Source organism: Streptomyces sp. NRRL B-1347 (assembly GCF_000720325.1).
Classification (GTDB): Bacteria; Actinomycetota; Actinomycetes; order Streptomycetales; family Streptomycetaceae; genus Streptomyces.
This window is the reverse complement of record NZ_JOJM01000004.1, coordinates 270,879-295,079: the sequence shown is the minus strand read 5'-3', so window position 1 is coordinate 295,079 and position 24,201 is coordinate 270,879. Positions and strand designations below refer to the sequence as shown.

Genomic DNA, 24,201 nt, shown 5'->3' with positions numbered 1-24,201 from the left:
CGAGGTGGCGTCCCGGTGTGCTGGTCGAGCGGGCAGGCCGCGGCGGCACGGTCCGCGCGGGCCGTACGGTCTGCTCCTGACCGGGCGGCCCCCGCTCGCCGCCCCGTGTCGCCCGGCAGCCCGTCAACCGCTGCCCACGCTCCAGTCGTCCAGCAGGGTGGACCGCTGGCGCGCGGAGAAGAGCGGCACGCGCGAAAGCCGCAGCCCCGGGTCGGCGGCCACCGCCGCCAGGAAGTTCGCATAGTGCTCGCAAAGCCCGTTCGCCGTCTCGGCGGCGAACAGGTCCTGTGCGTACAGCAGTCGGCCGGTGATCGTCCCGTCGGCGCGCTCGCCCAGGTGCATTTCGGCGTCGAACCGGGTCCGCACCCGCCCCTCGGTGAAGTACTCGCTCCGCACCCCGGGCAGGGCCAGGAGGTCGGCCGCCGTGCCGGTGTCGCCCGCGTCCAGGTCGAACCAGACCTGGACCAGCGGGTTGCGGCTGAGGTCGCGCACGGGCGACAGCTCCCGCACGATCCGGTCGAACGGCACGTTCTGGTGTGCGTGCGCCGAAAGCAGCGACTCGCGCGTCCGGTCCACCATGGCGGCGAACGCCGGGTCGTCATCGAGGTGGACGCCGATCGGCAGGGAGTTGGCGAAGAACCCGATGAGTCCCTCGTACGCCACCTTCGCCCGGCCGTTGACCGGGCAGCCGACCGCGAGGGCGGTCTCCGCGGTGTAGCGCGACAGCAGGCCCTGGAAGGCGGCGAGGCACGTCATGAACAGGGAGGCGCCGCGCTCAGTGGACAGGGCCCGCAGCCGGTCGGCGGTCTCGGCGTCGATGTGGATCGCCGCCTCGCCGGCCCGGTAGGTCGGTTCCTTCGGCCGCTGGTGATCGGCGGGCAGCTCCAGTACGGGCGCCAGGCGGCCCAGGGTCTCGCGCCAGTAGCCAAGTTCCCTCTCGTACTCCTGCGTGCCGGTCAGGCCGGTCTGCCACAGGGCGAAGTCGGCGTACTGGGCGTCGAGCGGGGGCAGTTCGGGGGTGCCGGCGGTGGCCTCGGCCCGGTAGGCGGCGGAGAGCTCACCGGCCAGGATGGCCAAGGACTCCCGGTCGAAGGCGATGTGGTGCACCACGATGCCCAGGACGTGGTCGTCCGGCCCCAGCGTGGCCAGCCACAGCCGCAGCGGACCTTCCGCGTCGAGGCGGAACCGGTGGTCGGCTTCGCTGCCGGCGATCCGCAGGGCCTCGGCGACCGGGTCGGCGGCCGAGGTGAGGTCGTGCCGTGCCACCGGCGTCCGCGGACCGGCGTCGGCGTCCAGGACGCGCTGGAACGGCTCGCCGTGCTCGTCGGCCGGGTAGCAGGTGCGCAGCACCTCGTGCCGCCGCACCACCAGGTGGACGGCGCGCTCCAGCGCCTCGGTGTCCAGCGGGCCGCGCAGCCGGTAGGCGGTCGGCACGTTGTAGGCCAGGCTGCCCTGGGTGAGCTGGTGGATGAACCACAGTCGGCGCTGGGCCGGTGCGAGCGGCGGACGCTCGGGGCGCGGGTCCCGCTCTTTGCTCACCGGCGCCGAAAGGCCGGCGAGCCGCAGCTCCATAAGCCTGCGGGCGGCGTCCGAAAGGTTGCCCGTCACATTCGACTCCAGTCTTGATCGATGGTCCGGCAAACGGGACGGTACTCGGCGAGGACACGGAGCACAAGGGATTTCAGAACCCTCGACAATTGATCTCCGGGATAAGTAGACTGCACCGCCGGTAAGAGCTCTGTACAACTCGTTCTGGAGGCTCCCGAATGACCGACGACCGCATCTATCAGATTGTTGTCAATCACGAGGAACAGTACTCGATCTGGGACGCCAAGATGGACATACCCACAGGCTGGAGCCCTGTCGGAGTCTCCGGCAGCAAGGCGGAATGCCTGACTCACATCGAGCAAACCTGGACCGACATCACCCCGCTGAGCGTGCGGAAGAAGTACGCCGAGGCATCGGCCTGAGGGCGTTCAGAATTCCTGGGACTTTTTCCCGAGCACTCTTGATACCGCCGCGACCATCAGGTCGCGGCGGTATCTTTCGGTGGGCGCGTCAGTGATTCAGCGCTTCGGCTATTTCACTCTCGGACATGGTGGAAATAGATTCGAGTACGAGTTCTTCGATGGCAGCGCACTGCTCGGTGACGGTACGGAAATCGAATACCGCACGTACCGGGAAGTCGATCGCGAAGACCTCCCGGACTCGTACCGAAAGCCGGGCCGCTGACAGCGAGGTGCCGCCTGCGGCGAAGAAGTCGTCCTCGACCCCGGGCGCGCGCCCGGGCAGCACCTCCAGCCACAGGGCGTGCACCGCCGACTCGGCCGGGGTCCGCGGGGCCACCGCCGCGCGGGCCCCCTCCGAGGGCGTCGGCAGCGCACGGCGGTCGACCTTGCCCGTGACGGTCAGCGGCAGCGCGTCGAGCCGGACGAAGACCGACGGCACCAGGTACGAGGGCACCTGGCGGCGCAGCTGGGAGCGCAGCTCCGCGTCGCTCGGGCCGGGAGCGTCGCACACCAGGTGGGCCGCGAGCACCGGGGCTCCGTCGGGGCCCGTGGCCGCGGTCACGACCGCCTCCCGCACCCCCGGGCAGCGCAGCAGCACCACCTCGACCTCGGCCGGTTCCACCCGGTAACCGCTGATCTTCAACTGGCCGTCCGCCCGGCCCCGGAACTCAAGGGAGCCGTCGGCCGACCACCGCACCAGGTCCCCGGTGCGGTACATGCGCGCCCCCGGCTCCGCGGCGAACGGATCCGGGACGAACCGCTCGGCGGTGAGGCCGGGCCGCCCCAGGTAGCCGCGCGACACCAGGGCCCCGCCGAGCCACAGCTCGCCGCGCACTCCACGGGGCACCAGGTGCAGCCGGTCATCGAGCACATAGGCCCGTACTCCGGCGATCGGCCGACCGATGGAGCGGCCCGGCCAGGGACGGGTGAGCTCGTCGGTGGCGGTGGCGACGACGGTGTTCTCCGTCGGGCCGTAGTGGTTGACCACATCGACCCCCGGCGCGTCCTCGGCACGCGGCCGGAACACATCCCCGCCGGTCAGCAGCCGTCGCAGCGCGGTCCGCTGCCCGAGCGGCTCGCGGATCAGCAGTTCCGCCAACGCGGTGGGCACGAAAGCCGACCCCACGCCCGCCTCCTCCAGGCGCGCGAGCAGGCGCGACGGGGTGCGCACCTCGTCCGCCGAGCACACCTCGAGGCGCGAACCGCCCGCCAGGGCCGGCCAGATCTCCCAGGCCGCGGCGTCGAAGGAGACTCCGGCCGTCTGCGCCGTGGCCGCTCCCGACGCCACGGGGTAGCGGTCGAGATGCCAGTCGAGGAGCCGGGTGAAGTTGCGGTGGGTGACACCGACACCCTTGGGCAGCCCGGTCGAGCCGGAGGTGTAGACGACGTACAGCAGGCGGTCGGGATCCAGCGCCGTCGGCAGGTCCTGTGCCCCGTGCCCGGTCGCCGACAGCGCCGCCCCGCCGTGCGGGCCGTCGCCGTCCACGAAGTGGTCTACGCGCACCAGGGGGTGCCCGGTCACCTCGGTGAGGCTCTCGGCCCCGGCGTCCCCGAGCACCGCCATCGCGCCGGAGTCGCGCAGCAGGTACGCGATCCGCTCGGCCGGAAGCTCCGGCTCCACCGGCACGTAGGCCGCCCCCGACCGCACGACGCCCAGCAGGGCGCAGACCAGCTCGGGCCCGCGCGGCAGACAGACCGCGACCACCCGCTCGGGCCCGGCCCCGTGCTCCCGCAGCGCCCGGGCGATCCGCCGGGACCGCTCGTCGAGCTGACGGTAGGTCAGCCGCCGTTCGCCGGAGCGGACGGCCACCTCGTCCGGAACGCGGGCCACCGTGCGCTCCACGTACGCGTCCACCGTCGCCGGGCCGCGCCGCACGGCGGGCCCGGTGCCCAGGTCGAGCAGTCGCGCGCGCTCGGCCGCCCCGGTGAGCGGGATCGAGTCGAGGGGCCGCCCCGGCTCCGCGGCCGCCGCGGCGAGCAGCGCGGCATAGTGTCCGGCAAGGCCCGCGGCCGTCTCCTCGTCGAACAGCTCCGCCGAGTACAGGAGCCGTCCCGCCAGACCCGCCCCCGCGGGACGCAGATGCAGTTCGGTGTCGAAGCGGGTGGTGGTCTCGGTGACCGGGACCGGCCGGACCCGAACGCCGGGCAGGATCAGCGCGGGCCGGTCCCACTGCGGGTCCGCCAGGTCGAACCAGTGCTGGAACAGCGGATTGCGGTTGGCCTCGCGGGTCACGCCGAGCCCGTCCACGAGCTGCTCCAGAGGCAGTTCCTGGAGGTCCATCGCCTCAAGCACCCGGTCCCGCGCCTGCCGGGTCAGTGCGTCGAGCGACGGTGACCCGGCCAACTCCCCGCGCAGCGGCACGGAGTGCGTGAAGAACCCGATGACCTGCTCCGCCTCCGGGTCCTCGCGGCCCGCGAACGGCACCCCCACCAGCACGTCCCGGGCATCCGCGTACCGGCCCAGAAGATGCTGGTAGGCGGCCAGGCCGACACAGAACAGGGTGGTCCGGTGCGCTTGCGCGACGCGGTACAGGGCGGCGGTCACCTCTTCGGGGATCACGAAGTCCACCCGCCCCGCCCGCGGGCCCGGCCTGGCCGGGCGCGGGCGGTCCGAGGGCAGCTCGAGCACGTGCGGCGCGCCGTCCAGGGCGGTGCGCCACTCGGCGAGCAACTCCTCGCGCTCGGCGGGTCCGAGCGCCGCCCGCTGCCGGGCCGCATGGGTGGCGTAGTCCTGCCCCGGCGGGAGCTCCAGTGCCGGGCGGCCCCCCGCCAGGGCCCGGTACTGCGCCGAAAGGTCCCGCTCGAACAGGCCCCGGGAGATCCCGTCGAAGGCGATGTGGTGCACCTGGACGTGGAAGAGGGTGCTGCCCTCGCCCAGCGTGAACAGCGCGGCCCGCAGCCACGGCGCCGCCGTCAGGTCCATGGGCGTGTTCAGCATCGTCGCCACGGCGGCCTCGGCGGCGCGCTCCGGGTCCGGCGCACCGCTCAGGTCGACGCGCTCCAGGCGGAGCGTCGCGGCCGCCTCGACCACGGGAACCGGTGTCCCCGAGCCGGCGTCGATCCGTGACCGCAGCACCGGATGGCGCTCCGCGACCGCCCGCAGCGCGCGCTCCAACAGGTCCGCGTCCACCGGGCCATCAAGGCGGCGGCTGAACGGTGTGAGATAGCCGGACTCCCCCGGCGAGAGCTGGTCGAGGAACCACAGCCGCTCCTGAGCGAAGGACAGCTCGGGCCGACCGGCCGACTCCCCCGCCGCCGTCCCCTCGGTCATCCGCGCTCCTCGCGCAGCCGACGCGCTTCCTTGGCCAGTGCCGCGGCGGTCGGCCCTTCGAAGACCGCCCGCATCGGGAGCTGCACCCCGAGCGCGGCGCGCAGCCGGTGCACCACCTGGGTGACCAGCAGCGAGTGCCCGCCCATGCGGAAGAAGTCGTCGGTGACGCCGATCCGGTCCCGGCCGAGGACCTGGGCGAGCACCTCCGCGGCCGCCCGCTCGGTCTCGTCGCGCGGTGCGACCCACTGCGCCCCGCCGCCGTCCGGCAGCGGCAGCGCCTTACGGTCCACCTTGCCGGTATCGGTGAGCGGGAACTCCGGCAGGAAGACGTAAGTGCTGGGCACCATGGGCCCGGGCAGCCGAAGGCCGAGGTACTCGCGAAGCTCGCTCGGGGCCGGCGGTTCGCCGTCGGCGATCAGATACGCCGCCAGGTAGGCGTCCTGGCCCTCGCCGATCCGCAGTACGGCGGCCCGCTCCACGTCCGCGCGCTCGCGCAGCAGTGACTCGATCTCACCCGGCTCGATGCGGTAGCCGTGCAGCTTGAGCTGGAAGTCGACCCGGCCCAGGTACTCCAGGACTCCCCCGGGCCGCCACCGGCCCAGGTCACCGGTGCGGTACATGCGCGCGCCGGGCTCCGCCGCGTAGGGGTCGGGCAGGAACGCGGCGGCCGTCAGGCCCGGGCGCCCCGCGTAGCCGCGGGCGGGGGGTCCGCCGCCCACGTAGATCTCGCCCTGGACGTTCGGCGGTACGGGCGAGAGGTTCGCGTCGAGCACGTAGATCCGCGCGCCGGACATGGGTCGTCCCGTCAGCGGGTGGTCGGGCCACTCGGCGGCCGGTGCCGTCAGGCGCGGCGCGGTGACCACGTTGACCTCGGTGGAACCGTAGTGGTTGTCCAGGAACATCTCGGGGTGCTGGTCGCACAGGTCACGGATGGCCGGGGTGATCGTCTGCCGGTCACCGGTGGTGATCAGCTCACGGAGGGTGGCCACCTGGTCGGGTGCGCTCCTGCTGTGCCGCGCGAGCTCGTCGAGCGCGACCACCGGCAGCAGGACCTTGCTCACGGCGTGCCGGGCGATCAGGCCGGCCAGGGCCTCGACGTCGTAGCGCTCCGGCTCGGTGGCGACCACCGCGCAGCCGCCGAGCCACCACGTGGACATGAGCTCGAGGAAGGCCACGTCGGCGGTCACGGGGAAGTACTGCAGGGCGACCGGGCGCTCGGCGTAGTGCTCGCGGCACCAGTCGAGCAGCGTGATCTGCGGCCCGCTCTGCATGGCGATGCCCTTGGGCCGTCCGGTGGAGCCCGAGGTGTAGATGACGTACAGCAACTGGTCGGCCTCACCGGCGGGGCCGGTGCCCGGGTCCGTGACGGTCGGCGCCGGGCGCTCACCGTCCAGCTCGTACACCGGCGTCCCGCCCCAGCCTTCGGCGTCCAGACCGGCCGACACCGACCGGTCCGTCACCACGAGGCGCGCCCCGGCGTCGGCAAGGACCGTCCGGGACCTCGCCGCGGGGTGGGCGGGGTCCAGCGGCAGGTACGCCGCGCCCGCCTTGACCACGCCCAGGACCGCGACGGCCAGGCCGGTGCCGCGTGTGACGCACAGCCCGACCACGGTCTCGGGCCCGCACCCCAGCGCCCGCAGGTCACGGGCGAGGGCCTCGGCCTCCTCGTCCAGTTGCCGGTAGCTCAACGCGGTGCCGTCCGAGATCACGGCGGGCTCGTCGGGGGCCTTGGCGGCCCAGACGTCGAAGCCCTCCAGGACCGTGCGGGCCGACCGGCTCGGGGCCGCCTGCTGCTCTTGTGCCATGGCGCACTCCAGATCTTCGTGTCGTTGTTGTCGGGGGCGTCGCGGGCTCAGCGAGCCGCGGGGGTGGGCAGCAGCACCGGCAGCGCACGCGGTCCACGGAGCATGGGCCCGTACGTCCACACCACCTCGTCGAAGGGCACGGCCAGTTCGATCCCGTCCAGGCGGCGGAAGAGGATGTCGAGGGCGATCTCGCCCTCCAGGCGGGCGAGATGGGCGCCCAGGCACAGGTGGGCGCCGTGGCCGAAGCCGAGGTGGCCCGAGCCGCCGCGGTCGGCGCGGAAGGTGTCCGGGTCGGGGAACCGGGCCGGATCACGGTTGGCCGCGGCGAGCGACACCAGGAGCGCGTCCCCCTTGCCGATGCGCACCCCGCCGAGGTCCAGGTCCTCCTTGGCGTAGCGGTACACCGTGGACTGGACCGCGGCGTCGTAGCGCAGCAGTTCGTTCACGGCCGACTGCCAGGTGATGCTTCCCTCGCGGATCGCCGCCAGTTGGTCCGGGTGCTGCAGCAGCCGGTAGACCGCCGTGCCCAGGAACTGAACGGTCGTCACGTGTCCGGCGCCGAGCACCGACAGGATCATCGCCGCGAGTTCGTTGTCGTCGCGCAGCTCGCCCGTCTCCAGGCCCCGGACCAGGTGGGTGCCGACATCGGGCCCGGGATGGGTGCGCTTGTACGCGGCCAGTTTGGCCGTGTACTCAAGGAGTTCGCCCAGCTTGTCCACGTCCAGCGGGTCGGTCAGGCCCGTGTGGTAGAAGAGGTCGAGGCAGTGCGCCGGGGACTCGCGCTGCTCCGGCGGGATCCCGAGCACCTCGTGGATGATCGCCACCGGCACCGGCAGCGAGAAGTGCTCGACGAGGTCGCAGCTCTCCAGGCCCGCCATGGTGTCGAGGGCCTCATCGGTGATGCGGACCATCATGTCCCGCATCCGCTCGACGGCGCCCGCGCTGAACGCGCCCGCCACCAGCCGCCGCAGCCGGGCGTGTTCGGGCCGGTCCAGGTCGAGCAGTCCGCGTGCGGGATCCCACGCACCGCTGCCGAAGGCACCCGGCGCGCCCGCCGAGTTGCGGTCGTCGTTGCTCAGGCGCGGGTCGGTCAGGCAGGCGCGGGCGAGGTCGTAGGTGGTGACCAGCCAGGTGGTGCCCTCGCGGTGGGGGGTGTAGACCTCGCTGACGGGCGCGTGCTCACGCAGCCAGGCGTAGTTGGCGTAAGGGTCGGGGTCGCCGGTCTCCTTGAGCGAGCCGGACACATAGGGGTCGGATGCCACGGGTTCCTCTCTTCCGGTCGGCTCGGTGTTCACTGGGCCGCCCTCGCGGCGACCGCGTCGGCCAGGTCCGCGGCGAGCACGTCGACCAGCGGGTCGGGGGCGCGCAGGAAGGCGTGGTGGTCTCCCGGCAGCACCGTGCGCGCGCACCGCCCCGCGGGGGCGCACTCCTCCCAGCCGGTCATGCGCTCCGGTGCGACCTCCTGGTCGTCGCGCCAGCCGAGGGGGCGGATGCGCGTGGGCAGCACGACCGGCTCGGGGGTGCGGTAGGCGCGGTTCGCCGCGAGGTCCGCGTTCATGACGCCCAGGCCCAGGTCGATCAGGTCCGGCACCGGCTCCGAGCCCATGACCCGGGTGAGGCGCTCCAGTTCGCCGCGCAGCCCCGTCTCGTCCATCGTGAGGTAGCGGCCGTAGGGGCCCTGGTGCGGGGCCACCTGGGAGGACATGAAGAGCACGTCGGGGACGGGCATGCCGAGCTCGGCAAGGCGGTGCGCCGTCGCGAAGGCCGCGAGGGCGCCGCCGCAGTGGCCGAAGAAGCCGAACGGCCGGTCGAGGTGGGGCAGCAGGGCCGGCGCCAGGTCGGCGGCAAGCGCCTCGTAGGTGCCGAAGTGCTCCTCCCGCACCCGGTTCTCGCGACCCGGCAACTGGATGCGGCACACCTCGGCCGCTCCTACCCGGTCCGGCCACTTGTTGTACATCGACGCGCCGGTCCCCGAGTACGGGAAGCAGAACAGCCGGGCGGGGGCGTCCGCCGCCGGGGTGCGCAGCAGCCATCGCTTCTTCTTCGGCGGTCTCTGCGGCTTCTGCGGTGTCTGTGGTGTCTGCGAGGTCATGCGGCGGCCTCCGGGCGCGGCAAGGGCGTGTGGGCGGCCATGACTTCGGCCGCGCCGTCATGCAGGACGGCGGTCACGGGGAGGGAGCTGATGCCCGCCACGAAGTTGGACTTCAGATGGCGGACCGGCCCCGCGGGCCGGAACTCGGCCACGAGCCGGACGATCTCCTGGAACATCACGCGCAGCGCGATGCGGGCCAGCGGCGCGCCGATGCAGTAGTGCGGTCCGAAGCCGAAGGCCACGTGCCGGTTCGGACTGCGGTCGACGGCGAAGCGGTACGGGTCGGGGAAGACAGAGGCGTCCCGGTTCGCCGAGCCCAGCCAGGCGACCACGGCGTCGCCGCGAGCGATCCGCACACCGTTCTGCTCGGTGTCCTTGACGGCGTACCGCATGAAGTGGTTGGCCGGCGAGGACCAGCGCAGCCCCTCCTCCACGGCGCTGGTCACCAGGGCCGGTTCGGCCAGGAGGCGACGGTACTGATCAGGGTGCTCCATGAGGGCGAGCACGGTCGCCGCCAGGGCGTGCGGCGTGGTGACGTTCGCGCCCAGGAGCAGGCTGTAGCAGTTGTACACCAGCTCGTCCTGGCGCAGCGGGCGACCGTCGGGCTTCATCCGGAGCAGGAATCCGGTGAGGTCGTCGCCGGGCGCGGCGGAGACCGCGCGCACCCGCTGGGCGAAGTACTCGAACAGCTCGTGGTGGGCGGAGAGCAGCGTCGTGTGTCCCCCGCCCGCCTCGAACGCCGGGTCCTCGGGGGCGACGGCCATCGTGGTCAGGTGGGCGAGCCGGGCCCAGTCCTCCTCGGGCAGGCCCATCAGCGCCCCGGTGAAGGCCATCGGGAAGGCCGTGGCGGCCTGCGCCAGGTCCAGCGGTCCTTCGGCGAGCGGCGCGAGCAGCCGCAGCACCACCTCGCGGATGCGTGGCTCCCAGTGCGCGAGGGCGCGGGCCGACAGCGCCTTGCCCATCGGCTCGCGCAGCGCGGTGTGCACGGGCGGGTCGCTGGCCGCCATCATCAGGCCGCCGGCCGGGTCAAAGGAGCCCAGGATGGACAGCAGCGTGCCGCGCTGTGAGGTGTACCGGGTGTGGTCGCGCAGCACGTCGTTGACGTCGCGATAGGAGGTCACCGACCAGAAGGAGCGGCCGTCGGGCAAGGTCTGGCGGTGGACCGGCTCCCGCTCGCGCAGCGCGTGCCACAGGGTGTGCGGGTCGCCCGAGGCGTACAGCTCGGGGTCCGCGAGGTCGATGGTGTCGAGCGCGATGTCCGCAGTCGCCGCGGGGCTGCCGATCCTCATCGGACGCTCTCCCTCAACTCAGCGATCACCTCGGCGAGTTCGGCGACCGTGGGGTTCTCGTAGAAGGACCGGGCGGTGACGAACACCCCCTGGACCTGGCCGATCTCCCCAGTGATCGCGGCGGCGACGAGCGAGTGTCCGCCCACTTCGAAGAAGTCGTCGTCCACACCGACCTGGTCGATCCCAAGGAGGTCGCACCAGAGCTGCGCGAGCCACTGCTCCAGTTCGTTCTCGGGCAGGCGCAGCGGCACGTCGGTCTCGGGCCGGGCGCGTTCCCCGCGTGCCGCAAGGGCGCGCCGGTCGACCTTGCCGGTGCTGCCCAGCGGCAGGCTGTCCAACTGGACGAAGGAGCCGGGCACCAGATGGGCGGGCAGCTGCTCGGCCAGGGCGCGCCGCAGGCCGGGAAGGTGCAGCGGCTGCTCCTGCTTGCCCGTCACATACGCGACCAGAGCGCGCTCTCCGGTGGGCCCGGTGCGGGCGACGACCGCGCCGTCCCCGACGCCGGGCAGCTCGCGCAGCGCCGCCTCCACCTCGCCGGGTTCCACTCTGAATCCGCGGATCTTCACCTGGTCGTCCACGCGCCCGTGGAATTCCAGGACCCCGTCCGGCCGCCGCAGGGCCAGGTCGCCGGTGCGGTACAGACGGGCGCCCGGCGTACCCGAGAACGGGTCGGGGACGAACCGCTCGGCGGTGGCCGCCGGAAGGCCCCAGTAGCCGTGGGCGACGCCCCTGCCGCCCGCGTACAGCTCCCCCACGGTTCCGTCGGCCACGGGGCGCAGCCGCTCGTCGAGCAGATGTGCCTGGGTGCCGGGGATCGGGCGCCCGATGGGCACCTGCGGGGCGGAGACCGGTTCTGTCATGGCGTGGCAGCACGTGAACGTGGTGTTCTCCGTCGGGCCGTAGCCGTTCACCAGCGTCAGTCCGGGGTGGGCCGTGAGCATCGCGTCGACGTGCCGGGGCGAGAGGACGTCGCCGCCCGCGAGCAGTCTGCGCACTCCCGCGAGGCGCGGGTCGGGCCGCTCCGCGACCAGGTGGAACAGGCCGGCGGTGAGCCACATCGCGGTGACCCCTTCCGCCTCGACGACCTCGGCGAGCCGTTCCGCGGTCACCTCACCGGCCGGGAACACCGCGAGGCGCGCGCCGTTCAGCAGGGGCGCCCACAGCTCCAGCGTCGAGGCGTCGAACGCGGCCGGTGCCAGGTGGAGCACCACGTCGCCTGGCCCGACCGGCAGCACGTCGCTGTCCTGGACCAGGCGCAGTACCGCACCGTGCGGCACCAGCACGCCTTTGGGCTCGCCGGTGGTGCCGGAGGTGTAGGCGAGGTAGGCCGCGTCCTGGTCGCCGCCCGGCGGGGCGGCCGCGGGGGCGGTGCCGGCCGGCACATCTGCGGGGTCGAGGGAGTCCAGGTACACCGGCTTGGCCTCGGCGAGCAGCTCGGCGGGCACCTCTGGATGGGTGAGCAGCAGTCCGGCGCCGCAGTCGCGCAGCAGCGAGGCCGACCGTACGGCGGGCTCGCCCGGGTTCAGCGCCACGTAGAATCCGCCGGTCTTCAGCACCGCGAGCAGGGCGATGACCAGGTGCGGTGAGCGTTCGACGCGGACGCCCACCGGACGGCCCCGCCCGGCGCCGAGATCGCGCAGCTGGGCAGCCACCGCGTCGGCCGCGGCGTCCACCTGCGCGTACGTCAGGACGGTGCCGTCGCAACTGAGGGCCGGGGCCTGCGGGGTCGCACGGGCCTGAGCCGTGAACTGGCCGTGCACGGTGGCCCGGCTGTCGTCCCGGATCACGGAGCCCTGGTGCTGGTTCATGCCGTGTCCTTTCCTGGCGAGTTCGAGACGTGGGTGCCGGAGTCGACGAGCGCGGTCCAGGTGGCGGTCGCGCTCGCCAGGAGCTGCTCCGTGGCGTCGTACAGGGCGCTGTCGACCCGCAGCAGCCGCCCGCTGACGGCACCGCGCCTGGCCACCACCACGCACGGCTCACCGGCTCGCGGCGCGCGCCGCACGACGGCCGTCATCCGGCTCAGGAGACGGGGGCGGGCCAGCGGGTCGTCGGCCCAGCCGCCGGGGCAGTCGAGCGCGCTCCACACGAGCGCGTCCGGGACGGGGAAGCCGTCGGCGATCCCCTCGGCTGCGGGAGTCCAGGGGGTGGCCACGGTGTCCGGCACGCCGTCCACCGGCCCCGGGGCCAGAGCGAGGCCGTCCCGGGCGGGGCGGCTGTGCCCGCACGCGAAGCAGGTGGGGAACGGGTGGCCCGCGTGCCCCGCGAAGCGGGCCGCGGCAGCTCGCGCGGTGGCCGGGTCCACGGAGGGCGGTGGATCGACGGGGGCGCGGCCGGACGCCACCGTGGCGATCAGCCGGGTGCCGTGTGTGACCGTGGACCGGCGCGGGCCGGGGGTGAAGGTCAGCGGCTCGGCCAGCGGGGTGGGCTCGGTCAGGGTCACGGTGACGGTGGCGCCCTGGTGGGGGGCCGCTAGGGCGGCGAACCGGCCGGAGACGTATCCGCCGTGCCCGGAGTCGGGCGGTCCGTTGTAGCGGGCCGGGATCCGGAGTTCGTGTCGCTCAGCCAACACCGGCGCCTTCCCGTTGGGCGACGGCCTCGTCCACGACGGCGGCGAAGCGCGCCAGGGTCGAGGCGCGGAAGACCGCGCGGGCGGGCAGCCGCACGCGGAATCCGGCCCGGACGCGGGCGATCAGCCGCATGGCCAGGAGCGACTGTCCGCCGAGGGTGAGGAAGTCGGAGTCACGTCCCACGCGTTCGACCCGGAGCAGGTCCTGCCACATCCGGGCGATGGTCTGCTCGGTCTCGGTGCGCGGGGCCTCGTACGGCGGCTCGTCGGACGCGCCTCGCGGGTGGTGTGCGGCCTGCCGGGCCAGTGCGAGGCGGTCGATCTTTCCGCTGGTCAGCCGGGGCAGGGTCGGGTGCCGCCGGTAGCTTTCGGGGAGGGCGGCGGAGACCAGGCGCTGGGCGAGGAAGTCGCGCAGGTCGGCGTCGTCGGGCGTCTTCTCGCCCGTCACCAGGTGTGCGGCGAGGCGGATGCCCTCGTGTTCGGGGTCCTCCACCGCGACCACGGCCGCCTGGCTGACGTCGGGATGCAGCAGCAGGGCGTGTTCGACGTCGGAGGGCTCCACGCGGACCCCGCGGATCTTGACCTGGTGATCCACGCGGCCGAGGAACTCCAGTGCTCCGTCGGGCCGTTCGCGCACCAGGTCACCGGTCCGGTAGAGCCGACCGCCGGGGGCTCCGTACGGGTCGGGCACGAAGCGCTCGGCGGTCGCGGCGGCGCGCCCCGCATACCCCCAGGCCACGCTGGTTCCGCCGATCAGCAGCTCACCGGCGGTACCGGCCGGGACCGGGGCACCGGCCTCGTCGGCGACCACGGCGTGCACCCCGTCGAGGGGGCGGCCGATGGGCATGGCGTCCAGTGCCTCGTCCCCGGGGGCGATCTCGTGGGTGAGGACGTCGATGCACGTCTCGGTGGGGCCGTACTGGTTGAAGATCCGGGCACCCGTCAGGTCCAGGACCTGCCGGATCAGATCGCCGGGCAGCCGCTCGCCCGCGATCAGCAGATAGCGCAGCGAGGCCAGGGCCGCGGCTCCGCCCTCGGAGGTGAACTCGCGCAGCAGGGAGGGCACGGAGTGCATCACGGTGACCCGGTGGCGGTCGAACAGCGCCGCGAGTTCCTCGGGTTCGGCCTCGAGGCCGTCGGGGGCCACGAGCAGGGTGGCACCGAAGCACAGGGGCGCGAGCACCACCCAGAACGAGCAGTCGAAGACCAGGGATCCCCAGTGGACGACGGTGTCGTCAGGGCCGATGGGGTAACGGGTCTGCCCCCACAGGAAACGGTTCTGCACGGCGCTGTGCGGCACCTGCACCGGTTTGGGCCGCCCCGAGGAGCCGGAGGTGTGCAGCACATACGCGAGGTCCGTCAGATCCGGACCGGGCGGCAGCGCCACATCCGCGGCCCCGTCGATGGCCAGCAGGCCGTCCAGGCGCAGCGCGTCGGGGAAGAGCTCCGCCCCGTCGGCGTCGACGAGGACGACGGCGGGCGCGAGCCGCGTCACGTTCTCGCGTACGGCCGTGGCGGCCTGGCGCACGTCGAAGGGCGCCACGGCGGCTCCGGAGGCGAGGGTGCCGACCAGTGCGAGGACCTGCTCCGTGGACCGCACGGAGCACAGGGCCACGGTGTCTCCCGGCCCGATCCCCTTGCCGCGCAGGACGTGCGCGACCCGGGCAGCGATCGCCACCAATTCCGCATAAGTGAAATGGCGCATTCCGTCGGTGAGGGCCACCGCGTCGGGACGGCGCACCCGTGTCTCAGATATCAGGTCCCATACTGTCGGCTCTTTTTGGGCAAGGGCATGCGAACGCTGCACAGTCACCATGAACCCCCGTTTCGGGAACTGTGGCGGAAAGGAGAAGAAGGGGTGGGTCAGGTCGCCGGTACGTCAGATGTACTGGACTCGGCGGATTCCGCGGAGTTCTCCGCGGCGCTCTCGTTCTGATCCGCATTCGGCGCGTGCAGATTGCGTACGGCCGGCAGCATGAGCACCACGGAATTAGCAAGGACCTGCCAGCCGACGCCGATGGCCAGGATCAGGCCGATGCTGGTCTGTTCCGCCAGTGGACCGGCGAGGGCGAGCCCGACCGGCCCGACCGAATAGGCCCCGAAGGTCACGTACGACATCACCCGGGACAGGCTGTCCGCGGGCACGTGCTGCTGGATCGTCGTCATCCAGAGGCTGTTGAACACCGCGCTCGACACGCCGGCCGCGAGGGCCGCGGCGCACACCGTCCACAGCGGCGCGCGGACGGCGAGGGCCGCTGAGGGAGCCGCCCACAGGAACGTGATCAGTGTGGTCACGACCAGCGGGCGCGAGGGCCGTCGGCCGAGCAGCAGCAGACCGCCGAGCAGCGAGCCGCCGCCGAAGGTGCCGACGATCAGCCCCCAGGCCTCGGACCCACCGTAGCTGCGGCCCGCCGAGACGGGGCCGAGGACCAAGTAGGGCGCCCACACCAGCAGGTTGAACAGAGTGAACTGGAGGGTGACGGTCCACAGCCATGTGTGGGCCGAGAAGGCCCGCCATCCGGCCCGCAGTTCGGCCACCATGGAGCTGCCGCCGGAGTCGGGCGCCCGGTTGCCGGCCCGCAGCATGAGCAGGGCGCCGACGCTCACCACATAGCTCAGCGCGTCCACCAGCAGAACCGTGGCCGCCGAGGTGACCGCGACCAGGACGCCCGCGAGCGCAGGACCGCCCACGCTCGCGGCCGACTGGGCCATCCCGAGCAGGGAGTTGGCCTCCGGCAGCCGGTCCTTCGGGGCGAGCTGCGGCACCAGACCGTCGAACGAGGGACGGAACAGGGCCTCACCGACCCCACCGCAGGCGGCGAGGGTGAGCACCACCCACAGGGGCACGGGCCCGATCAGCAACAGCACGGCCAGGGCACCCTGGCTGAGGGCGCGCACGGAGTCGGCCACCAGCATCACCAGGCGCCGCGGCAGCCGGTCGCCGAGCACCCCGCCGCCGAGGAGCAACAGCACCATCGGCACGATGCGCGCGGCGAGGACCAGACTCAGGTCGGTGGGTGATCCGTCGTTGTGCAGGACCGCGAAGGCCAGCGCCACGGATGCCATCGACGTACCGAGGTTGGACGTGACATAGCCGACGAAGAAGACGGAGAAATCACGGTCCCGAAATACCGCGAACCGTTCTCGAGACCCCATCAATGGCCGGTCCTGGCCGCTATGGGAAAGGAACCCTGTGGGGTGACTGCTCGCACTGACACGAAAGCCTTTCGTGTGGCGGACAACTTGTGGCCCGAACGGCCGTGTAGCGGACAACTTTTGGCTTGAACGACCGGAGCCTACGTATCGTCGACGACGGACGTCAACCAAAAACATCCCTGTTCGTAGCAGCAGTGGGACACAGGGTTGCCGCTGTGTGAGCTGCGCTACACGGCGATAGCGATGGCCGAAGAGCACACCACGGGGCACGCGGACCGCACACACCTGGCGTCCGCCCCCACACCACGGGCGCGGATCGGCGGCCGAGCCGGCAGCCGTTCAGCCCGCCCTGGGTCAACTCACGCTTCACCGGCGGCCAAACCGATGATCTGGAGGGTGGTCACCACCGCACGCGTGAGGCAAGATCTGCGGGCATGGCGAAACCCATAGCTGTGGTGACCGGTGCCAGTAGCGGGATCGGGCTTGCTTCCGCCCGCCGTCTGGCCTCCGACGGATTCGACGTCGTCGTCGCGGCGCGTCGCTTCGACAGGCTCGAAGCCCTGGCGAAGGAGATCGGAGGGCGGGCGATCCGGCTGGACGTCACCGACGCCCAGTCGGTCGCGGAGCTGGCCGAGTCGGTGTCCGAGTGCAAGGTCCTCGTGAACAACGCGGGATGCTCCCTGGGAGTGGACCGGATCGCGGACCTCGACCCGGAGGCCTGTCTGCGCATGTACGAGATCAATGTCCTGGGCACGATCCGCGTCACGCAGAAGCTGCTGCCCGCGCTGCGGGCGAGCGGTGACGCGAGGATCGTGGTGATCACCTCACTGACCGGGTACCAGACCTATCCCGGCGCCGCGGGCTACGCGTCGGCGAAGTACGGTCAGGTGGCGGTCGCCGACACCCTGCGCAAGGAGATGCAGGGAACGCCCGTCCAAGTGATCGAGATCGCCCCCGGCTTGGTGCGCACCGAGTTCAACCTCGTGCGATTCGGCGGCGACGAGAAGAAGGCCGAAGAGGCATACGGGGAGATCCAACCGTTGAGCGCCGACGACGTCGCCGACTGTGTGAGTTGGGCGGTGGCCAAACCGGTGGGCGTCAACGTCGAGTTGATCAAGGTGTTGCCCAACTTCTGAGCACACATGCCGTGTCCCCAGTGCAGGCCCTTCTCGCTGCGGATGCGAGCACGCTCCTTCCGCTGGGCGGCGAGCACGTCGGGGTGACGGGCGTCGGCGTTGCGCCATCGCAGGTAGGCGTGCAGGGCCCGGGTCCGGACGGTGTGGTTGCGGTGGCAGGTGGCAGGATGCCGTTCGGGGTAACCGGCAGGGGGCCAGGACGAGCCGGCGGCGGGGCGGATGGCGAGCGGACCGAACTCGTCGAACGCGAAGACCCGGTCGGGGAATCGGTCCGGGACGTGCTTCGATGCGGTCGAGCCTGGCGTCGCGCTCGGGGTCAGCTCGTGTCCGGGCCGGTGCCCGTTCGCGGAGCGAGCGGAGCGAAGGGTCCGTCCAGGGCGGCCCACTGCAGGAGCAGGATCGTCTTGCCGTCGGTGATGCGTCCGTCGCGGACCATGGCGAGGGCGTCGGCGAAGGGCAGTTCGAGGACTTCGATGTCCTCGCCGTCCTCCTCGAGTCCGCCACCGGTGCCGGTGCGGTCGGCCGGGGTGTAGGGGGCGGCGTAGAAGTACAGGCGCTCGGTGACCGAGCCGGGGCTCATATAGGCGTCGAGGACGCGGGTGAGCGGGCCGAGCGTGACGCCGAGTTCCTCGGCGCTCTCGCGCCGGACGGCGGAGGACGGGTCGTCGCCGTCGAGCAGCCCGGCCGCGGCCTCGACGAGCATGCCGTCCGGGTGGCCGTTGACGTAGGCCGGGTAGCGGAACTGACGGGTGAGCAGCACCCGTCCGCGCTCCGTGTCGTACGGCAGGACGACCGCGCCGTTGCCGCGGTCGTACGTCTCGCGCTGCTGGGTGACCCAGCGTCCGTCGCGGCGCCGGTAGTCGTAGGTGGTGCGGCGCAGGACGTGCCAGCCCTGGGAGGTGAGCTCCACGTCGCGGATCACGACGTCGGGGTTGCGGTCCAGGTCGCGTCCGGCCCGGTCGAGGCCGGTGCGCCCGCGGTGGTCGGGGACGTCGACGCCGGGGCGGGGATTCACGCGGCCTCCTGCGGAGTGCGACGGGGGATCTCGGCCACGTCGTGGTAAACGGGCAGGCCGCGCCGGTGGGCGGTGGCGACGTCCTGGTCGGCTCCGGCCGAGTCGCCGGGGAGCCGGAGCGCGGCGTCGCAGTGGGCGAGCAGGCGCTCGGCGGTCGGGTAGAGCACCTGGTCGGCGAGGGGGTCGGTAGGGCCCGCGCCAGCCGAGCGCAGGACGGGCAGGGCCACCCACTCCCCGATCACCGGGAGGTGACCGGCGGCGAAGACCGGCCACGCCGCCGCTTCGAGGCGGGTGAGGTTCGCGGCCATGGCCTGCGGGTCGCCGTCCGTGCCGGAGCGGTAGGGCCCGGCGATGAGGATGAGCATCGGCTTGTCGGTCATGGCGCGCTACAGTACACGCAGAAACGTGCAAGAACAGGAGAGAGAGTGCATGCTGGCTGCTGAACGACGCGACCACCTCCTCGGTCTGCTCGCCCGCGAGCGCAAGATCGTCGCCAAGGACGTCGCCGCCGAACTCGGGATCTCTGAGGACAGCGTGCGGCGCGACCTGCGCGATCTGGCCGCCGATGGGCTGTGCCAGCGGGTCTACGGGGGCGCCCTGCCCGTGTCGCCCGCGGTGGTGGACTACGCCGCGCGGCAGACCGTGGCCCCGGACGGCAAGCGCAAGGTCGCCGCGGTGGCGGCCGGCCTCGTGCGGCCGGGTGGCGCGCTGATCCTCGACGGGGGAACCACCGCCCTCGCCGTCGCCCGCGCGCTGCCGCAGGACCTCGCCTGCACCGTGATCACCCACAGCCCGACGATCGCCGGAGCCCTGCTCGACCATCCGCAGGTGGAGCTCTTCCTGCTCGGGGGCCGCGTCTTCAAGCACTCGGCGGTCACGTGTGGTGCCACCGCGGTCGAGGCGGCGCAGAACGTCTCCGCCGACCTCTGTCTGCTCGGCGTCACCGGTGTGCATCCGGAGTCGGGGCTGACCACCGGAGACGTCGAGGAGGCAGCGATGAAACGCGCCCTGGCCGCACGGGCCGCCGACACCTACGTCCTCGCCTCGTCCGAGAAGATCGGCACGGCCTCACGGTTCCGCGTCCTGCCCTGGGAGGAGGTCAGCGGACTGATCACCGACGCCGATCCCCGCGGCGCGGTCGTCGAGCAGCTGAAGGCACTCGGCGTGGAGGTCCTGGCCGCGAGCTGAGACTACGGGCCGAACGAACGCAGGAAGACAGGAAGGCAGAATGGGAATCATGAACACTCCTACGCAGAACCGGGTTTCGGCCTACGCCGTCGTGGTGGAGGACGGGCGGATGCTGCTGGCCCGCCTGTCCGACGCGTCACCTGTCTTCGCCCCGGGGCTCTGGCACCTGCCCGGCGGCGGGATCGACCCGGGTGAGCAGCCCGTGCAGGGGCTCGCGCGGGAGCTGCTTGAGGAGACCGGGCGTGAACTCCTCGACGCCAGGCTGCTGGACGCCCGCTCGTACGCCGTGCGGCGCCACGGCATCGACTGGCACCTCGTGGGGATCTTCTACGCCGTCACCCTGAAGCCGGGGGCCACGACGGTCACGGAGGTCGACGGGTCGACCGACGCCGCGCGCTGGATGCCCCTGTCCGACCTGCACGTCTCCATGCTGTCACCGGCGGCCGCGGACGCGCTGCGGCTGGTGGACGGGGCGACGGCCCCCTCGTCTTCGTAGGCGCCCGCGCGGTCCGCTTCCTAGGCGCCCGCGCGGTCCGCTGAGCGGAACTCTCCCTTGTCCCCCGAGCACGACTGATGGGGGACGTATGCGTACACGACGATCGGCGCGGCCACCACGGCACTTCTCGGCGGCCTCGCCGCGGTGCCGGTGTCGGCCGCTTCGCCGACCGGTGCGCAGGACTCGCCGGCCGCCGGACCGGAGCGGACGGCCGTCCGGACGGATGCCGAGCGCGCGAGCTGGCGTTACGTGTGGGGCCCTTCGACGATCAGCAAGGCTTCGCCGAGCACAACCGCAAGTGGAACTCCCGCGCTACGCCGGGGCCGGCATCCCGCAGGTGAAGGTCGGCGCGGTGGAGAAGCGGTGACCGTCCGCTGAAGCCGTCTGATCCGCCGGGCACACGCCGGGCACGGGCGCAGCGCCCGTGCCCGGCGTGTGCGCCCCCCTCACGGTGCGCCGGTCGGCCTCCACCCGGTCGGGTTGCTCCGCGCGCACCGTACCGATGTGCCAACCCCCGTCCGGGCAGCATGAGTCTTCCTGGTGAGAGGGAGGTTCCCATGGTGAGACGCACGGGACGCACAGCACGGATCACACTGGCCGCCGTGGCGGTGGCGTCGATGGTCACGGCGAGCGGGCTCGCCGCCCCCTCCGCGGGGGCGGCGGCACCCGACGCGCCGGACCCAGGGCACGTACAGACCCGGGCCGCCGTGGACGCCGCCGTCGCGGGCGGCGTGCCCGGCGTCCTGGCGCAGGCGCACGACGCGCGCGGGACCTGGCACGGCACCGCCGGGGTCGCCGACCTCACCACGCGCCGCCCACCGCTGCCGGGCGACCGGTTCCGGACGGGCAGCATCTCCAAGACGTTCATCGCGACGGTCCTCCTCCAACTGGAGGCGGAGGGCAGGCTGAGCCTGTCCGACCCCGTGGAGAAGTGGCTGCCCGGCGTGGTCCGCGGCCACGGGCACGACGGCCGCAGGATCAGCCTCCGGCAGCTCCTCAACCACACCAGCGGCGTCTACGACTACACCGAGGACCCGGACCTGCACCTCCAGGGCAAGGAGTATCTGGCCCACCGCTACGACACCTGGCGGCCCGAGCAGCTCGTGGCGCTCGCCATGAAGCACGAGCCGACGTTCGCACCCGGGACGAGCTGGGGCTACACCACCACCGAGTACGTCCTCGCGGCGATGGTCGTCGAACGGGCCACGGGCCGCTCCTACGCGGCCGAGGCCGAGCGGCGGATCTTCAGGCCGCTCGGTCTGCACGCCACCACCCTGCCGGGCACGCACTCCAGGATTCCCGCGCCGAGCGGGCGGATGTACACGAAGTTCGCCGACGACCCCGAGCACGAGGTCCACGACATCACGGAGTTCAACCCCTCCTGGGGCTGGTCCGCCGGGGAAGTCATCACCAGCACCGGCGACCTCGACCGCTTCCTCGCGGCCCTGATGCGCGGAGAGCTGCTCCCGGCGGCGCAGCTCAAGGAGATGACGACCACCGTCCCCTCCCCCGACTTCGGCGACGGCCAGGACGACGGCCTGGGGATCTTCCGCGCCGAGCTGCCCTGCGGCAAGGTGATCTGGGGCCACACCGGCTTCATGCCCGGCTCGCAGAGCCTGGCCTACACCACCCGGGACGGCCGGCACCGCCTGGTGGCCAACTTCAACACCGACTGGGCGGGAGACACCGACGCCGCCGGACATCTGCTCCTGGCGGAATTCTGCGGTACCGCCCCGCCTTCTCCGACCACGGCGGCGTCCGCTGTGGTTCCGTAAGCCCGTCGGCCGCACCACGGCCGGCCGACCCCACCGCGGAAGGACGTACGCCATGGCAGATCACGTCTCCGGTACCTCACGCCGAAGGGTTCTCGGCGCCGGCGCGGCCCTGGGCGCGCTCGCCGCGCTCGGGCCGCTCACGACGGCGGCCGACGCCGCACCCGCAGGGGCCCCCTGGCCCACGGAGTTCCCGCTTCCGGACGGCTTCAGGCCCGAGGGCATCGCCATCGGGCCCGGTCCGTACGCCTGGTTCGGCTCGCTGGGCGGCGGGTCCCTCTACCGCGCGAACCTCGCCACCGGGCGCGGCGAGAGAATCGAGACCGGGACCGACGCGATGAGCATCGGCCTCAAGAGCGACCGGCGCGGCCGGCTGTTCATCGCCGGCGGCGGTTCGCGCGAGCTGCGCGTCGTCGACGGGCGCAGCGGCCGCGTCCTCGCCGCGTACGACGTCGGCAAACCCACCGTTCTCGTCAACGACGTCGTCCTCACGCCCCGGGCCGCCTGGTTCACCGACTCCACCCAGCAGCAGCTGTACGGTCTGCCGCTGGGGCCCAAGGGCGAGTTGCCTCCCGCCCGGGACGTGGTGACGCTGCCGCTGTCGGGCGAGTGGATCCAGGCTCCGGCCGGGGGCTTCACCACCAACGGCCTGGAGCGCACGCCGGACGGCCGCGGGCTGCTCGTCATCAACGTCCACGCGCACGGCGGCAGTCTCTACCGCGTCGACGTGCGCAGCGGCGACGCCCGCCGCGTCGACCTCGGTGGCAGCAAGCTCCCCGACGGCGACGGCGCCCTCCTCCTCGGCCGTACGCTCTACGTCGTCCAGCAGATCCAGAACGCCGTGGACGTGTTCCACCTGGACGCCTCGGGTCTGCGCGGCCGGGCGATCGCGCGGATCACCGACCCCCGCTTCCGCATCCCCACCACCGTCGCCGCGTACGGCAACCGCCTCTACCTGCCCAACTCCCGCTTCACCGACGAACCCACACCGACGACCAAGTACAACGCGGTGGCGGTGCGCCAAGTGCGCTAGCCGACGGGACTCACCCGGTCAGCGACGCCGGGGTCGGGCCGTCGGGGCGGACGGTGATGCTGTAGGCGGCCCTATCGGGGACCGAGTGGAAGCGCGGGGTGTGGGCGGGCAGCAGGTGTTCGAGGAGCGCGGTCGACTCCCGGAGGGCGAACTGCAGGCCCAGACAGGCCCGGCCGCCGAGGCCGAAGGGGTAGTAGCTCCCCGGGTGGGTGGGGCGTCGTCCGGGGGTGGTGAAGCGCCCCGGGTCGAACCGCTCGGGGTCCTCCCAGAGCCCGGGGTCCCGGTGTGTGAGGTAGGGGCAGACCAGGATGTCGGTGTCGGCCTCCACCTCGTACCCGGCGACGACGTCGTCCTCCGTCGCGCAGCGCGGCAGGATCCAGGCGGACGGGTAGAAGCGCAGCGTCTCGTGGACGAGTGCCTGGACGGCCTCGCGCCGCTCGGGAGAGCCCGCCGCGCCCGCGGCGAGGGCCTGCTCCCGCGCTTCCGGATTGCGGTCCAGGAGGAGGTAGAGCCAGGTCAGAGTGGTGGCGGTGGTCTCGTGGCCTGCGACGAGGAGGGTGACGAGCTCGTCGCGGATCAGTCGGTCGGTGTACTCCGGGCGCGTTCCGGCCACTTCGACGAGGACGTGCAGCAGGCCCGGCCCCGCGGGCCCGGGCTCGTCGTCGCGGGCGGCGGCGATGGCACGGCTCGCCACGGCGTCGATGCGGGCGAGGTCCGCGGCGACGGCCCCCTGGGCGGCGGCGGTGTCGGCGGGCAGGCTGGGCAGTGCGGCCACCACGGCGGGCACGGACATCAGTTCGCGCTCCGTCCCGGGGTCGAGGGGGTGCCCGGTCAGGGAGCGCCAGATGGTGTCCAGGGCGAAGCGGCGCATCTCCTCGCCCACGTCGAGGACTTCCCCGGTGCGGGCGTACTCGGTCCAGCGGGCCGCGGTGGTCCGGGCGGCCTCGGTGATCCGCGCTTCGTAGCGGCGCATGCCCCGGCCGGTGAACTGGCTCTGCAGCAACCGCCGTTGCCGCTGCCACGCCTCGCCCGTCGCGGCCAGGACGCCGTCGCCGATCAGCAGTCGGGCGCGGTGCGAGCGCTTCACGTACCGGTCGGGGTGGAGCGCGAGCACGTGCTGCACGGCCTGGGGCTCGGTGACCAGGACGGTCGGGCGCGGGCCGAGCCGGAACGCGGCGACGCCGCCGAGCTGTTCGCGCGCCCGGGTGAAGAGGTCGACGAGTTCCCCTCCCCCGGCCTGCCACTCCCGGACGACGGCGGGTTCGAGCTCGGGGATCCGGCGGCCGGTCGGGGACGGTCCTGGGCGGGCGTGGGTGGCCACGTGGCTGCTCCTGTTCAGCGGCTGTACGTCGGCACGGCGGGTGCGGGCTTCA

The 24,201-nt window shown here is 72.7% G+C and carries 19 protein-coding genes and 1 pseudogene; 6 read left to right on the top strand and 14 right to left on the bottom strand.

The genetic code is table 11. From position 1 onward, the window contains the following. Positions 1–123: 123 nt before the first annotated feature. Positions 124–1,608 (bottom strand): condensation domain-containing protein, encoded by a 1,485-nt coding sequence (locus IG74_RS0106755; RefSeq protein WP_158857501.1) that lies wholly within the window; start codon positions 1,606–1,608, stop codon positions 124–126. A gap of 158 nt (positions 1,609–1,766) precedes the next feature. Here IG74_RS0106755 and IG74_RS0106750 point away from each other — a divergent pair, with 158 nt between their 5' ends. Then, on the top strand, positions 1,767–1,970 hold the full coding sequence (locus IG74_RS0106750) for an MbtH family protein (protein WP_030671179.1): 204 nt from the start codon (positions 1,767–1,769) through the stop codon (positions 1,968–1,970). An 88-nt stretch (positions 1,971–2,058) separates the two neighbouring features. Here the strand turns inward: IG74_RS0106750 and IG74_RS0106745 are convergent, their stop codons facing one another. The 9 genes from IG74_RS0106745 to IG74_RS0106705 are packed head-to-tail and all read right to left on the bottom strand — an operon-like array spanning position 2,059 to position 16,188. Then, positions 2,059–5,280 carry a non-ribosomal peptide synthetase gene (locus IG74_RS0106745; RefSeq protein WP_051854636.1) on the bottom strand — a complete coding sequence of 1,074 codons (3,222 nt, stop codon included), beginning with the start codon at positions 5,278–5,280 and terminating at the stop codon, positions 2,059–2,061. Next, positions 5,277–7,085: a non-ribosomal peptide synthetase gene (locus tag IG74_RS0106740; RefSeq protein WP_030671177.1), complete on the bottom strand. Its 1,809-nt coding sequence runs from the start codon at positions 7,083–7,085 to the stop codon at positions 5,277–5,279. Before IG74_RS0106740 ends, IG74_RS0106745 begins: the two co-directional genes overlap by 4 nt. Before the next feature lie 47 nt (positions 7,086–7,132). Next, a complete protein-coding gene (locus tag IG74_RS0106735) occupies positions 7,133–8,347 on the bottom strand; it encodes a cytochrome P450 family protein (RefSeq protein ID WP_234334244.1) in 1,215 nt (404 codons plus the stop codon). A 29-nt stretch (positions 8,348–8,376) separates the two neighbouring features. Next, a complete protein-coding gene (locus IG74_RS0106730; RefSeq protein ID WP_051854635.1) occupies positions 8,377–9,177 on the bottom strand; it encodes a thioesterase II family protein in 801 nt (266 codons plus the stop codon). Then, positions 9,174–10,466: a cytochrome P450 gene (locus IG74_RS0106725; RefSeq protein WP_030671173.1), complete on the bottom strand. Its 1,293-nt coding sequence runs from the start codon at positions 10,464–10,466 to the stop codon at positions 9,174–9,176. Before IG74_RS0106725 ends, IG74_RS0106730 begins: the two co-directional genes overlap by 4 nt. Next, positions 10,463–12,274 (bottom strand): non-ribosomal peptide synthetase, encoded by a 1,812-nt coding sequence (locus IG74_RS0106720; RefSeq protein WP_078868631.1) that lies wholly within the window; start codon positions 12,272–12,274, stop codon positions 10,463–10,465. The genes IG74_RS0106725 and IG74_RS0106720 overlap by 4 nt, the downstream gene beginning before the upstream one ends. Then, positions 12,271–13,032, bottom strand: coding sequence for a hypothetical protein (locus tag IG74_RS0106715; protein WP_078868630.1), 762 nt, complete (start codon positions 13,030–13,032; stop codon positions 12,271–12,273). Before IG74_RS0106715 ends, IG74_RS0106720 begins: the two co-directional genes overlap by 4 nt. Next, positions 13,025–14,848, bottom strand: coding sequence for a non-ribosomal peptide synthetase (locus tag IG74_RS0106710; protein WP_078868629.1), 1,824 nt, complete (start codon positions 14,846–14,848; stop codon positions 13,025–13,027). Before IG74_RS0106710 ends, IG74_RS0106715 begins: the two co-directional genes overlap by 8 nt. A 47-nt stretch (positions 14,849–14,895) precedes the next feature. After that, complete coding sequence (locus IG74_RS0106705) at positions 14,896–16,188, bottom strand: MFS transporter (RefSeq protein ID WP_030671163.1); 1,293 nt, start codon at positions 16,186–16,188, stop codon at positions 14,896–14,898. Between the two features lie 434 nt (positions 16,189–16,622). Between IG74_RS0106705 and IG74_RS0106700 the strand changes: the two genes are divergently transcribed. After that, positions 16,623–17,324 (top strand): SDR family oxidoreductase, encoded by a 702-nt coding sequence (locus IG74_RS0106700; RefSeq protein ID WP_030671160.1) that lies wholly within the window; start codon positions 16,623–16,625, stop codon positions 17,322–17,324. 14 nt (positions 17,325–17,338) lie between these two features. Here the strand turns inward: IG74_RS0106700 and IG74_RS53260 are convergent. From IG74_RS53260 to IG74_RS0106690, 3 genes and pseudogenes are all read right to left on the bottom strand, one after another. Then, positions 17,339–17,642, bottom strand: a pseudogene (locus IG74_RS53260) (hypothetical protein); the annotation flags it as partial. Beyond that, the gene (locus IG74_RS0106695) at positions 17,641–18,339 is read right to left on the bottom strand and encodes an NUDIX domain-containing protein (protein WP_037824600.1); all 699 of its coding nucleotides are present in this window, start codon (positions 18,337–18,339) and stop codon (positions 17,641–17,643) included. The gene IG74_RS0106695 and the pseudogene IG74_RS53260, both read right to left, overlap by 2 nt. After that, a complete protein-coding gene (locus IG74_RS0106690) occupies positions 18,336–18,719 on the bottom strand; it encodes a hypothetical protein (protein ID WP_030671155.1) in 384 nt (127 codons plus the stop codon). The genes IG74_RS0106695 and IG74_RS0106690 overlap by 4 nt, the downstream gene beginning before the upstream one ends. A 49-nt stretch (positions 18,720–18,768) precedes the next feature. Between IG74_RS0106690 and IG74_RS0106685 the strand changes: the two genes are divergently transcribed. From IG74_RS0106685 to IG74_RS0106670, 4 genes are all read left to right on the top strand, one after another. Continuing rightward, complete coding sequence (locus IG74_RS0106685; RefSeq protein ID WP_030671152.1) at positions 18,769–19,527, top strand: DeoR/GlpR family DNA-binding transcription regulator; 759 nt, start codon at positions 18,769–18,771, stop codon at positions 19,525–19,527. Between the two features lie 49 nt (positions 19,528–19,576). Continuing rightward, positions 19,577–20,023: an NUDIX hydrolase gene (locus IG74_RS0106680; protein ID WP_030671149.1), complete on the top strand. Its 447-nt coding sequence runs from the start codon at positions 19,577–19,579 to the stop codon at positions 20,021–20,023. Between the two features lie 557 nt (positions 20,024–20,580). Beyond that, on the top strand, positions 20,581–21,798 hold the full coding sequence (locus IG74_RS0106675) for a serine hydrolase domain-containing protein (protein WP_030671147.1): 1,218 nt from the start codon (positions 20,581–20,583) through the stop codon (positions 21,796–21,798). 52 nt (positions 21,799–21,850) lie between these two features. Beyond that, entirely contained in the window at positions 21,851–22,828 is a 978-nt protein-coding gene (locus tag IG74_RS0106670) for an SMP-30/gluconolactonase/LRE family protein (RefSeq protein ID WP_030671144.1), read from the top strand. 10 nt (positions 22,829–22,838) lie between these two features. Here the strand turns inward: IG74_RS0106670 and IG74_RS0106665 are convergent, their stop codons facing one another. Next, a complete protein-coding gene (locus IG74_RS0106665) occupies positions 22,839–24,149 on the bottom strand; it encodes a cytochrome P450 (protein WP_030671141.1) in 1,311 nt (436 codons plus the stop codon). Positions 24,150–24,201: the final 52 nt, after the last annotated feature.

Bases quoted from the DNA above. Each gene is read 5' to 3' on its own strand.
- IG74_RS0106750 (WP_030671179.1), top strand. From the start codon at position 1,767: ATGACCGACGACCGCATCTATCAGATTGTTGTCAATCACGAGGAACAG.
- IG74_RS0106745 (WP_051854636.1), bottom strand. From the start codon at position 5,280: ATGACCGAGGGGACGGCGGCGGGGGAGTCGGCCGGTCGGCCCGAGCTG.
- IG74_RS0106740 (WP_030671177.1), bottom strand. From the start codon at position 7,085: ATGGCACAAGAGCAGCAGGCGGCCCCGAGCCGGTCGGCCCGCACGGTC.
- IG74_RS0106730 (WP_051854635.1), bottom strand. From the start codon at position 9,177: ATGACCTCGCAGACACCACAGACACCGCAGAAGCCGCAGAGACCGCCG.
- IG74_RS0106725 (WP_030671173.1), bottom strand. From the start codon at position 10,466: ATGAGGATCGGCAGCCCCGCGGCGACTGCGGACATCGCGCTCGACACC.
- IG74_RS0106720 (WP_078868631.1), bottom strand. From the start codon at position 12,274: ATGAACCAGCACCAGGGCTCCGTGATCCGGGACGACAGCCGGGCCACC.
- IG74_RS0106710 (WP_078868629.1), bottom strand. From the start codon at position 14,848: ATGGTGACTGTGCAGCGTTCGCATGCCCTTGCCCAAAAAGAGCCGACA.
- IG74_RS0106705 (WP_030671163.1), bottom strand. From the start codon at position 16,188: ATGGGGTCTCGAGAACGGTTCGCGGTATTTCGGGACCGTGATTTCTCC.
- IG74_RS0106700 (WP_030671160.1), top strand. From the start codon at position 16,623: ATGGCGAAACCCATAGCTGTGGTGACCGGTGCCAGTAGCGGGATCGGG.
- IG74_RS0106690 (WP_030671155.1), bottom strand. From the start codon at position 18,719: ATGACCGACAAGCCGATGCTCATCCTCATCGCCGGGCCCTACCGCTCC.
- IG74_RS0106685 (WP_030671152.1), top strand. From the start codon at position 18,769: ATGCTGGCTGCTGAACGACGCGACCACCTCCTCGGTCTGCTCGCCCGC.
- IG74_RS0106680 (WP_030671149.1), top strand. From the start codon at position 19,577: ATGAACACTCCTACGCAGAACCGGGTTTCGGCCTACGCCGTCGTGGTG.
- IG74_RS0106675 (WP_030671147.1), top strand. From the start codon at position 20,581: ATGGTGAGACGCACGGGACGCACAGCACGGATCACACTGGCCGCCGTG.
- IG74_RS0106670 (WP_030671144.1), top strand. From the start codon at position 21,851: ATGGCAGATCACGTCTCCGGTACCTCACGCCGAAGGGTTCTCGGCGCC.